General features: G+C 73.0%; 9 protein-coding genes and 2 pseudogenes. 7 read left to right on the top strand and 4 right to left on the bottom strand.

Features of this window, described 5'->3' with window-relative positions; all coding sequences use genetic code 11:
• The 5 genes and pseudogenes from V7793_RS27085 to V7793_RS27065 all read left to right on the top strand — a co-directional run.
• Positions 1-1,039, top strand: a pseudogene (locus V7793_RS27085) (hypothetical protein); the annotation flags it as partial.
• Positions 1,040-1,195: 156 nt separating this feature from the next.
• Positions 1,196-2,152 carry an ABC transporter ATP-binding protein gene (locus V7793_RS27080; RefSeq protein ID WP_336010954.1) on the top strand — a complete coding sequence of 319 codons (957 nt, stop codon included), beginning with the start codon at positions 1,196-1,198 and terminating at the stop codon, positions 2,150-2,152.
• A gap of 85 nt (positions 2,153-2,237) precedes the next feature.
• Positions 2,238-2,981 (top strand): ABC transporter permease, encoded by a 744-nt coding sequence (locus V7793_RS27075; RefSeq protein ID WP_336010952.1) that lies wholly within the window; start codon positions 2,238-2,240, stop codon positions 2,979-2,981.
• Positions 2,982-3,014: 33 nt separating this feature from the next.
• The gene (locus V7793_RS27070; protein ID WP_443058005.1) at positions 3,015-4,244 is read left to right on the top strand and encodes a sensor histidine kinase; all 1,230 of its coding nucleotides are present in this window, start codon (positions 3,015-3,017) and stop codon (positions 4,242-4,244) included.
• A 38-nt stretch (positions 4,245-4,282) separates the two neighbouring features.
• Entirely contained in the window at positions 4,283-4,888 is a 606-nt protein-coding gene (locus V7793_RS27065; RefSeq protein ID WP_336010957.1) for a response regulator transcription factor, read from the top strand.
• Positions 4,889-4,942: 54 nt separating this feature from the next.
• On the opposite strand, the gene V7793_RS27060 is transcribed toward V7793_RS27065, so the two are convergent.
• The gene (locus V7793_RS27060; protein ID WP_168090728.1) at positions 4,943-5,776 is read right to left on the bottom strand and encodes a transglutaminase-like domain-containing protein; all 834 of its coding nucleotides are present in this window, start codon (positions 5,774-5,776) and stop codon (positions 4,943-4,945) included.
• 215 nt (positions 5,777-5,991) lie between these two features.
• Positions 5,992-7,008, bottom strand: a complete 1,017-nt coding sequence (locus tag V7793_RS27055; RefSeq protein WP_336010947.1) for a GNAT family N-acetyltransferase — start codon at positions 7,006-7,008, stop codon at positions 5,992-5,994.
• A gap of 114 nt (positions 7,009-7,122) precedes the next feature.
• Here V7793_RS27055 and fdxA point away from each other — a divergent pair, with 114 nt between their 5' ends.
• Together fdxA and dapC are read left to right on the top strand one after the other, a co-directional pair.
• On the top strand, positions 7,123-7,452 hold the full coding sequence (gene fdxA / locus V7793_RS27050) for a ferredoxin (protein ID WP_030366150.1): 330 nt from the start codon (positions 7,123-7,125) through the stop codon (positions 7,450-7,452).
• An 88-nt stretch (positions 7,453-7,540) separates the two neighbouring features.
• Positions 7,541-8,638 (top strand): succinyldiaminopimelate transaminase, encoded by a 1,098-nt coding sequence (gene dapC, locus V7793_RS27045; protein WP_336010942.1) that lies wholly within the window; start codon positions 7,541-7,543, stop codon positions 8,636-8,638.
• A 77-nt stretch (positions 8,639-8,715) separates the two neighbouring features.
• On the opposite strand, the gene V7793_RS27040 is transcribed toward dapC, so the two are convergent.
• Positions 8,716-9,129 carry an ATP-binding protein gene (locus V7793_RS27040; protein ID WP_336010939.1) on the bottom strand — a complete coding sequence of 138 codons (414 nt, stop codon included), beginning with the start codon at positions 9,127-9,129 and terminating at the stop codon, positions 8,716-8,718.
• Between the two features lie 287 nt (positions 9,130-9,416).
• Positions 9,417-9,631 (bottom strand): annotated as a pseudogene (locus tag V7793_RS27035) (heavy metal transporter); the annotation flags it as partial.

The following is a 9,631-nucleotide window of genomic DNA, read 5'->3' as shown; positions in this document are numbered from 1 at the left end:
CCCCGGCGCCGGACCGGCCGTCCCGCCGCCCCCGGCCAAGGGCGCGGCTCCCAAGGGCGCCGCGAAGAGTGCACCCGCGAAGTCCAAGCCGAAGAAGAAGGGCCGCTCCAAGCTTGTGCTGCTGGGCGGCGCGGTCGTCGGCCTGGCCGGTGTCGCGTACGGCGCCGGGCTGCTGCTCGACCACGCGGACGTGCCGAACGGCACCACCGTGCTCGGGGTGAACATCGGCGGCTCCTCCAAGGAGCAGGCCGTCCAGAAGCTCGACTCCGCGCTCGGCGACCGGGCGACGAAGCCGCTGACGGTCTCCATCGGCGGCAAGGAGGCGCAGCTCAAGCCGTCCGTGGCGGGCCTGTCCATCGACACCCAGGCCACGGTGCGCGCGGCGGCCGGCCGGGACTACAACCCGCTGACCGTCATCCCCTCGCTCATCGGCGGCACCCGCACGGCCGAGCCCGTGATCGTCGCCGACGAGGAGAAGATCGCGGACGCGCTCAAGACGCTCGCCGGCGAGTCGGGCGCGGCCAAGGACGGCACGATCAAGTTCGAGCCGGGCAAGGCCGTGCCGGTCTACGGCAAGCCGTACGAGGGCATCGACGGCGACAAGGGCGTCGATGCCGTCGCCAAGGCGTACAAGGACCGCGCCGCCACGGGTCAGGAGACCACGGTGGCGCTGCCGAGCGCGAGCCAGCAGCCGAAGGTGAGCAACGCCGAGGTCGACCGGATGATGAAGGAGTTCGCGCAGCCCGCGATGTCCGGCCTGGTCACGGTGCGCACGGATGCGGTGCACAGCATCCAGTTCGGTCCGGAGCGCTCGCTGCCGAAGATCCTGGGTGTCAAGGAGGTCAACGGCAAGCTCGTCGAGAGCTACGACCTCGAAGCGCTCAAGGAGCTGTACGGCACCAAGTTCAAGGGCGTCCTCATCCAGCGCGGCAACGGCACCAAGACGGAGGTCACCCCGCAGGACGTCGTGGGCGCGCTGCGCAAGGCGCTCCTGGGCAAGACGCTCGCCGAGCGGACCGGGACCATCCCGCTCGGCTGACGGCCCGCCGTCCGGCCGGGCCGACAGGCCGTGCGAGCCCCCGCGCCCCCGTGGCGCGGGGGCGCGCTCATGTCCGGGCACCCATGACATCTGTCATCGCCAGGACCGTACGGCTGACACTGCCGCGAGCCCCGCCCGCCGGACAGGATGGTGGACATGACCACCACAGCAGTCACGTACACGGGGGACGGGCGCCGCACCGGCGCTCCCGTGGTCAGTTTCGAGAACGTCAGCAAGAGCTACGGCGCGGTGCGTGCCGTGGCTGATCTGGACCTGCAGCTGTACCCGGGCGAGACCGTCGCCCTGCTCGGCCCCAACGGCGCCGGCAAGTCCTCCACCCTGGACCTCCTCCTCGGCCTGAGGAACCCCGACGCGGGCCGGGTCGAGCTCTTCGGCACGAGCCCGCAGGAGGCCGTCGCCCAGGGCAAGGTCGGCGCGATGCTGCAGTCCGGCGGCCTGATGGAGGACGTGACCGTCCGCGAGATCGTGAAGCTCGGCTGTGATCTGCACCCCCGTCGCTACCCCGTCGACCAGGTGCTCGCCGCCGCCGATCTCACCGAGATAGCCGACCGCCAGGTCAACAAGCTCTCGGGCGGCCAGGAGCAGCGGGTGCGGTTCGCGCTCGCGACGGCCGGCGCCAACGAGCTCATCGTGCTGGACGAGCCCACGACGGGCATGGACGTCTCCGCCCGCCAGGCGTTCTGGGGCGTCATGCGCGAGCAGGCCCAGGCCGGGCGCGCCATCCTCTTCGCCACGCACTACCTCGAAGAGGCCGACGCCATCGCCGACCGCGTGATCGTGCTGCACCGCGGGCGGGTCCTCGCGGACGGCTCGGCCGCCGAGATCAAGGCGAAGGCCGGGGCCCGCCGCATCGTCTTCGACCTGGACGGGCACATCGGCGAAGCCGCCCTGCGCGAGCTGCCGTTCCTGTCCTCCCTGGAGATATCCGGCCGCACGGTGCGCATCCAGTCGCACGACGCCGACGCCACGGTCCACGCCGTCTACGGGCTCGGCCTCTACCCGCGCAACCTGGAGGTCGCGGGGCTCGGCCTGGAGCAGGCCTTCATCGCCATCACCGACGCTGCCACCGCCGAGGAGGCGGCCCTGTGCTGATCTCCTCGGGGGACAACCCCCGGACCCCCGGCCGCAACCACAGCCCCACCGCAGTGCTCGGATCCGTTTCGCGAGGCGCAGTCTGATGAACACCCTGATCAAGCTCGAGATCGCGCGCACCCTGCGCAACAAGAAGTTCATGTTCTTCTCGGTGATCTACCCCGCCGGCCTCTATCTGCTGATCGCGGGCGGCGCGAGCAGCACCGAGATCGTCGAGGGCACCGGGCTGACCCTGCCGCTGCTGATGATGGTCTCCATGGCCTCCTTCGGCGCGATCACCGCCGTCCTCGTGGGCAACAGCGAGCGGATCGCCAAGGAGCGCGAGAAGGGCTGGGTGCGCCAGCTGCGCCTGACCGCCCTGCCCGGCCGCGGCTACGTGACGGCCAAGGTCGCCTCCGCCGCCGTGGTCTCGCTCCCCTCGATCCTGGTGGTCTTCCTGGTCGCCGCCCTCGTCAAGGACGTCCGGATGGGCGCCGCCTGGCAGTGGTTCGCGCTCGTCGGCGCGATCTGGGCGGGCAGCATCGTCTTCGCCGCGCTCGGCGTGGCCGTCGGCTACCTCGCCACGGGCGACGCCGTCCGCCCCCTTACGATGATCATCTACTTCGCGCTGTCGATGCTCGGCGGCCTGTGGATGCCGACCACCACCTTCCCCACGTGGCTGCAGAAGGTCGCGGAGTGGACGCCCACCTACGCGTACGCCGGACTCGGCCGGTCGATCGAGCAGGCGAACGCCCCCGAGGCCAAGCACGTGGCGCTCCTCGCGGTCTACCTCGTGCTGTTCGCCGGCGTGGCAGCCTGGCTGTACCGCAAGGACACCCGCAAGTCCTGACGGACGCCGGAAGACCAGGAAGACAGGCAGGACATGGCAGCACGACCGCGGCGCCGGAACCCATGGCGCTTCGCCATGGAGGTCCATGACGACCCGTCGTACACCATCGGCATCGGCACGGAGCCCGACAACCGCCGCCAGGTGATGATCAAGCTCATCTGGATCGCCATCTGGTTCGCCTACATGGCGGCCCCCGTGGAGGACGTCCTCGGCGACCACCACACCCTGGCCGGCGACGTCCTCGGCGGCTGCGGCCTCGCGGTCTTCGTCGCCGGCTACCTCACCCTGGTCTTCCGGCATACGTCCCGTCCCCTGGAGCGCGCCCGCGTGCTCGGCGCGCTTGCCGCGCTGGTGTCCCTCGCGGTCGTGCTGTCCCTCACGCTCGGGGGCGCCTGGCTCGTCCTCTTCGTCTACGTCTGCGTCGCCGCCGGCGCGGTCCTGCCGACGAAGCTGTCCCGCATCACGATTCCGCTGGTCACGGGGGTACTGGCGGGACTCGGTGCGATGACACCGGGCGCTCCCGAATACCTGGCCGCCCTCGTCGTCCCGGCGCTGCTCGGCGGCTTCGCGATGGTGGGGGTGCGTCAGATGGCGATGACGACCCGCGCGTTGCGCGAGGCCCGCGCCACGGTCGCCCACCTCGCCGCCAACGAGGAGCGGCTGCGCCTCGCCCGCGACCTGCACGACCTACTCGGGCACTCCCTGTCGCTGATCACGCTCAAGAGCGAGCTGGCCGGGCGGATGCTCCCGGACCGGCCCGACCAGGCGGCCCGGCAGGTCGCCGACATCGAACGGGTCAGCCGGCAGGCCCTGGTGGACGTTCGGGAGGCGGTGAGCGGCTTCCGCCGCCCCACGCTGGAGGCCGAGCTGGCCGGCGCCCGGACGGCCCTGGCCGCGGCCGGCATCGCCGCCGACCTCGCCCGCGCCGCCACCGACCATCCCGACCTGCCGCCCGACGAGGAGGGCGCGCTGGCCTGGGCGCTGCGGGAGGCCGTGACGAACGTGGTGCGGCACAGCGCCGCACAGCGCTGCGAGATCACGCTGGCCGAAGAGGGCGACGAGCTCTGCCTGACCGTCGGCGACGACGGCCGCGGCCCCCGGGGCGGCCCTCCCGGCAACGGCCTGACGGGCCTGTCCGAGCGGCTCCAGCTCGCCGACGGCCGCTTGGAGACCGGCCCGGGCCCGCGGGGCGGCTTCCGCTTGCGTGCATTCGTCCCCCTCTCGCGCAGCCTCGCCCCGGAGCGGCCTACCCTGTCGTCGTGACAGACGAGCACCACCCCGCCGATCCGGACGGCCGACGCATCATCAAAGTCCTCCTCGCGGAGGACCAGTCCATGGTCAGGGAGGCGCTGGCGGCGCTGCTCGGGCTGGAGGACGACATCGAAGTCGTCGCCCAGGTCGCCCGGGGCGACGAAGTCCTCGACGCCGCCCGCGCCCACGACCTGGACGTGGTCCTGCTCGACATCGAGATGCCCGGGATGACGGGGCTCGACGCGGCCGCCCTGGTCCGCCGGGAGCTGCCGGCCCTCAAGGTCGTGATCCTCACGACGTTCGGGCGCCCGGGCTATATGCGCCGGGCCATGGAGTCCGGCGCGGAGGCCTTCCTCGTCAAGGACGCTCCGGCGTCCCAGCTCGCGGACGCCCTGCGCAGGGTGCTGCGCGGCGAACGCGTCATCGACCCCACCCTCGCGGCCGCGGCCCTCGCGGAGGGTGCCAATCCGCTGACCGACCGCGAGCGCGCGGTGCTGCGGGCCTCCGCCGACGGCTCGACCAACGCGGAGCTGGCGAAAGCGCTGCACCTGTCGAACGGGACCGTCCGCAACTACCTCTCGACGGCCATCCAGAAGACGGGGGCGCGCAACCGCGCCGAGGCGGTGCGGATCGCACGGGACAAGGGCTGGCTGTGACCGCGCGGGACGAGGGCCGGCCGTGAGGGCGGCGGGCGCCGCGCCCGGCGCCCGTCAGTTGAGCATCGCCCTCGCCGCCCGGGCCTGCCGGCGCACCGTCTCCGCGACCGTCGGCTCCAGCGCGTCGATGACCTCCGCGTACTCCTCCATCTCGTGCGCGCCCGCCACGAAGTCGCCGCGCTCCACCAGCAGCTCTGCGCGCTCGTAGCGGAGCCTGGCCGGGTGGCTGGGCAGCAGCAGGGACAGCTCCACGGCCCACAGCTGGACGTCGCTGCGCTCGGGCCGGGCCGCGGCCCAGGCGCGGATGTTGTTCAGCACGCGCAGCACGATCTCCGCCGGCTCCGCGGGGGAGAACATCGAGGGGGCGAGCGGGGTGCCCGTCGCGCCCGCGACCAGCAGGCCCGCCTCCTCCTCGGACAGGATCCGGCCGCCGTCGAAGGGGTCGGCCAGGACGTGCCCGCCGAGGGGGTCGCCGAAGCCGACGACGAAGTGACCCGGCAGCGCGACCCCGTACACCGGCGCCCCGGCCCGCCGCGCGACCTCCATCCACACCACGGACAGCAGGATCGGCAGCCCGCGCCGCCGCCGGAGCACCTCGGTCAGCAGCGAGGACTCCAGACGCCGGTAGTCGGCCGGGGAGCCGTGGAAGCCGCAGCGCTCGCCCAGGAGCTCCGCGAGCGCCTCCGCCCACCGGCGCGGGGCGGCCTGCCGGCCCAGCGCGGGGAGCAGCCCGGCGAGCCGGTCCAGCTCTATCTGCGCGGCGTCGACCGCCTCCTCGCCCGGCTCCGGGTCGGCCTCGGCCGCGATCAGCAGGCACAGCAGCGCGAGGTCGGGCCGTTCCTCGCGAGCCGCGTCCGCGAACCGCTGCCGTCCGGTGGTGTCGTTCATGGTGCCTCCGCCTCCGCCTTCCATGGTGCGCGCCGGTTGCGCTGACTGTGTATTCCGCCGGCCCCCCGCCCCGGTGGCCGGACGCCGTCGCGGCGGGACCGAGAGGCCAGGCCTCTCTACCGTGTGCTGCGCCGCCCGGGCAAGAGCCCCCTCCAAGGCGGCGACAAGCCACGGCGGCGAGGGTCCGGCGGAACGGACGATCACCGTAAGCGGCACTAAGGGCGTGCCGCGCAGCGGTAGTGGTACGCGTGGTGCGTCGTGAAGCCCAGCTCGTCGTAGAGCGACGCCGCGGCGCCGTTGTCCGTCTCCACCTGCAGGTACGCCGCGGAGGCGCCCTCGCTCAGGGCCTGCTCGGCGAGGCGCGCCATGACCTGTGTGGCCAGCCCCCGGCGGCGGTGCTCCGGACGGACGGCCACCGCCGAGAAGCCCGCCCACCGGCCGTCCACCACGCACCGCCCGACGGCCACCGGGCCCTCGCCCGGCGCCCCGGGGACCGTCGCGAACCACACCGAGGGCCCGCCGGCCAGCACGGCGAGGGCGTCCTCGGTGCCGCCGTCCGTGCGCCCGTAGGCGCGCAGCCACGCCTCGTCGGGGGTGCGCGAGAGCTGCACGTGCTCCGTGGCCGCCCCTGTGTCCGCTATCGGAGCCAGCGCCGCCGTCCGCATGAGCGCGTGGCGCTCCGCGGTCCAGCCGCGGCGGGCCAGCTCGGCGTCCAGGAGGGCGTCCTGCTCCGGGTCCCCGGTGGTGATCTGGACCATCGCGGGCAGGGAGCGCGCCGCGTACCAGGCGGTCACCCGGTCCACGGCCTCCGGCAGCGGCAGCCCGCAAGGTCCGAGCGGCAGGACCGAGTTGGCACGGGCCGTGAAGCCGCCCGCCGCGCGCAGGGTCCAGGCGCCGAGCCGTGCGGTCTCCCGCGCGGGCCAGCCGCGGGCCGCGATCTCCTGGAGCTCGCGCACGGTCGCCGCGGGGCCGCGGCGGCGCGGCGGAGGGCCGGGGACGACCTTGCCGGCCACGAGAGAGGCCTCGTCGAAAGTGACAATCTCTCCGGTCCGCCGTGTGATCCGCAGCACTCCTCCTTCCCAGGAGGTAAGGGTGCCGACGGTGTCCGTGAACCGTTCGGAAGATCCCTCCGAAGCCCCTGCGGAAGGGTTCAGACGGCGTACGGATACCCTTTTTCCCACATCAGCGGTACTGATCCTGATTTCCAGCCGTCCGCCCGTGGTGAATTCCACAGCTCTCCTCGCCCCTCTTGTTCGTCAAGTGCCCGGGAACGGAGATACTAGGTGTGGGCATCGACGACGCCGCGCTCCCGCGCGAGATGAGCCCTACCGAGGAGGAACGACAGCGTGACCTACGTCATCGCGCAGCCTTGTGTCGACGTGAAGGACAAGGCGTGCATCGAGGAGTGCCCCGTCGACTGCATCTACGAGGGTTCCCGGTCCTTGTACATCCACCCGGACGAATGTGTCGACTGTGGTGCCTGTGAGCCGGTCTGCCCCGTCGAGGCGATCTTCTACGAGGATGACACTCCCGAGGAGTGGAAGGACTACTACAAGGCGAACGTCGAGTTCTTCGACGAGCTCGGTTCGCCCGGTGGCGCCTCGAAGCTCGGCCTGATCGAGCGCGACCACCCCTTCATCGCCGCGCTGCCCGCGGACATCAACCCGGAGCACTGACCCGAGCGGCCCCCCGGCCCCGTACGGCCGCCGCCGTGCGGGGCCGCGGCGTATCGCCGGTCACCCCCAGAGCAAGAGAGCGAACACCGTGAGCGCAGTCTCCTCCCGCCTCCCCGTCTTCCCCTGGGACCGGCTCGCCCCCTACAAGGCGAAAGCCTCGGCCCACCCCGGCGGAATAGTGGACCTCTCGGTCGGCACCCCCGTCGACCCGGTGCCCGCCCTGATCCAGCGGGCGCTGACCGACGCCGCCGACAGCCCCGGCTACCCCACGGTGTGGGGCACGCCCGCGCTGCGCGACGCGCTGACCGGCTGGGCGGAGCGCCGGCTGGGCGCCCGGGACCTCGCGCACACCAACGTGCTGCCGATCGTCGGTTCCAAGGAGCTGGTGGCCTGGCTGCCGACGCAGCTCGGCCTCGGCGCGGGCGACAAGGTGGCCTACCCGCGCCTGGCCTACCCGACCTACGAGGTCGGCGCGCGCCTCGCGGGCGCCGAGCCCGTCGTCTACGACGACCCCACCGAGCTCGACCCCGCGGGCCTGAAGCTGCTCTGGCTCAACTCCCCGTCCAACCCCACCGGCCGCGTCCTGCCGGCCGACGAGATGCGCCGCATCGTGGCGTGGGCGCGCGAGCACGGGGTGCTGCTCTTCAGCGACGAGTGCTACGTGGAGCTGGGCTGGGAGGCCGACCCGGTCTCCGTCCTGCACCCGGACGTGTGCGGCGGCTCGTACGAGGGCATCGTCGCGGTGCACTCGCTCTCCAAGCGGTCGAACCTGGCCGGCTACCGCGCGGCCTTCCTGGCCGGCGACCCCGCCGTCCTCGGCGAGCTGCTGCAGATCCGCAAGCACGGCGGGATGATGGTCTCCGCCCCGGTCCAGGCCGCCACGGTCGCGGCCCTGGGCGACACGGCGCACGTGACCGAGCAGCGGGCGCGCTACGCCGGCCGCCGCGACGCCCTGCGGGCCGCCTTCGAGGGCGCGGGCTTCCGCATCGAGCACAGCGAGGCGTCGCTGTACCTGTGGGCCACGCGGGACGAGCCCTGCTGGGACACCGTCGCGGCCATGGCCGAGCTCGGCATCCTGGTGGCGCCCGGCGTCTTCTACGGGGAGGCCGGGGAGCGGTTCGTGCGGATCGCCTTCACCGCGACCGACGAGCGCGTCGAGGCCGCGGTCCGCCGCCTGGCGCCGTAGCCGCGCGCAAGGGAGGACATGCGGAGGGCCCGGGAGACGTCTCCCGGGCCCTCTCGCGTGCTCGTGCGTGCGCTGGGTCAGCCGCCGATCGGGAGGCCGCCGCCGCCGAGGGGCAGGCCCTTGGCGTTGACGCCGTTGGCGGCCTGGGTGGCCTGGCCCGCGAGCCCGGAGGTGGCGCCTGCGGCCTGGCCGGCCACCTTCTGGACGGCGGGGGCGGCGGTCTTGGCGGCCTTGCCGGTGGCGTCGGCGGCGCCGGGAACGGTGGTCTTGATGGCGCTGGTGCCGACGCCCGTCACCGTCTCCCCGGCCTTGTGGGCGGCCGCGTCGACGTTGGTGCCGAGGTTCGCGCCGTCCACCGCGGTCAGGCCGCTCGCCAGGTCGGTGGCCTGCGGGGCGGCGCTCGCCGCTCCGGCCGCGCCGATGACGGGTGCCGCACCGGCGGCTACCAGCAGGGCGGCCCGGGCGATCCGACGCGTCAGGGGGAGGGACATGATGCTCCTTTGGCGGAGTTGAGGACGTTGGCTGTCCGGCGAGCGGACGCAGTGACTACCGCGCGAATCCATGGAAGGTTGCGGTGCGCCACGGTAAAGAGTTGGTAATGCGTCGCATTATCTGTCCCCCTAAAAGCGGGGCAAATCGGGCGCGCAGTATGCAGGTCTGGAAGGCTGACAAGCCTTTAGTCACAAGGAATTGCCGGGAAATCCGGACGCCTGGGGCGGGCGTTGCCCATTAAGCGCGCGGGGCTGTTGTGCCTACCTCCGGCGGGGGGACGGTCGCACTACTGAGCGGTCGCGATCCGTACCTCTGCGGCCGCGTTCCCGGGGGAATTCCCGGCCTCCGCCGCGGCCTTGCCGTCCTTGCGCCAGCCGTCCCGCGAATCGGCCGCCGTCCACACCCGGCCGTCGAAGGAGACCCGCTCGATCCGCAGTTCGGTCGCGTGGGCCACCGCCCACGAGGCCAGCTGCCAGCCGCGCCGCTCCCGGCCGCTCCCGG

It is taken from the genome of Streptomyces sp. KLMMK (genome assembly GCF_036961605.1).
In the GTDB taxonomy this organism is placed as follows: Bacteria; Actinomycetota; Actinomycetes; order Streptomycetales; family Streptomycetaceae; genus Streptomyces; species Streptomyces telluris.
This window is presented reverse-complemented; position numbering and strand designations above follow the sequence as displayed.